The 611-nt window shown below is 41.7% G+C and carries 1 protein-coding gene; it reads right to left on the bottom strand.

Translation table 11 applies throughout. The features are described 5' to 3' along the window. Positions 1-426: LysE family translocator (locus R8N47_RS26500; protein WP_318186271.1), on the bottom strand; the 426-nt coding region annotated here is incomplete at its 3' end. Positions 427-611 lie beyond the last annotated feature (185 nt).

The following is a 611-nucleotide window of genomic DNA, read 5'->3' on the forward strand; positions in this document are numbered from 1 at the left end:
AACGAATTGCGGTAAAAATGCCAAGTAAAACACTGCCGTTTTTGGGTTTAGTACATTTGAGAGAAAGCCCTCTCTAAACGAACGTTTTCCACTGTATACCTGCTGAATTTGTTCAGCGACAGTAATGCCTCCGCCCGATGCCATTAGCGCTTTCAAACTGCTGATACCAAGCCAAATGAGGTACGCGGCACCAATCATTTTAACGATTTGGAATAGCTCAGCGGATTGTGCAAGGATGGCAGAAATGCCCACGGCAGAGAAAAACGCATGTACAAACAAGCCAAAACAAATGCCTAAACTTGTTGTACACCCATCTTTTAAGCCCGAACGACTTGTATTACGAAGAACTAATGCGGTATCCAGCCCCGGAGTCAGCGTTAAAATTGTGATAGCGATAAGAAACGCTTCAAAATTTAGTATGTCCATATTGTTGTGATAATTAATGGGTAATGCGTCATCAATACCGCCAATCAACTCGATTCGCAAGCTTCTTTTTTAAGAGCGCTATACAACCGGATGAATTTGTGGACAATGAGACGTCATTAAATGTTAATTATTAGTAAATTAACTTCAGTTGCTTAGCGCGACTTGATGTGAAGGACCCTTTTCGG

It is taken from the genome of Vibrio sp. 2132-1, assembly GCF_033344315.1.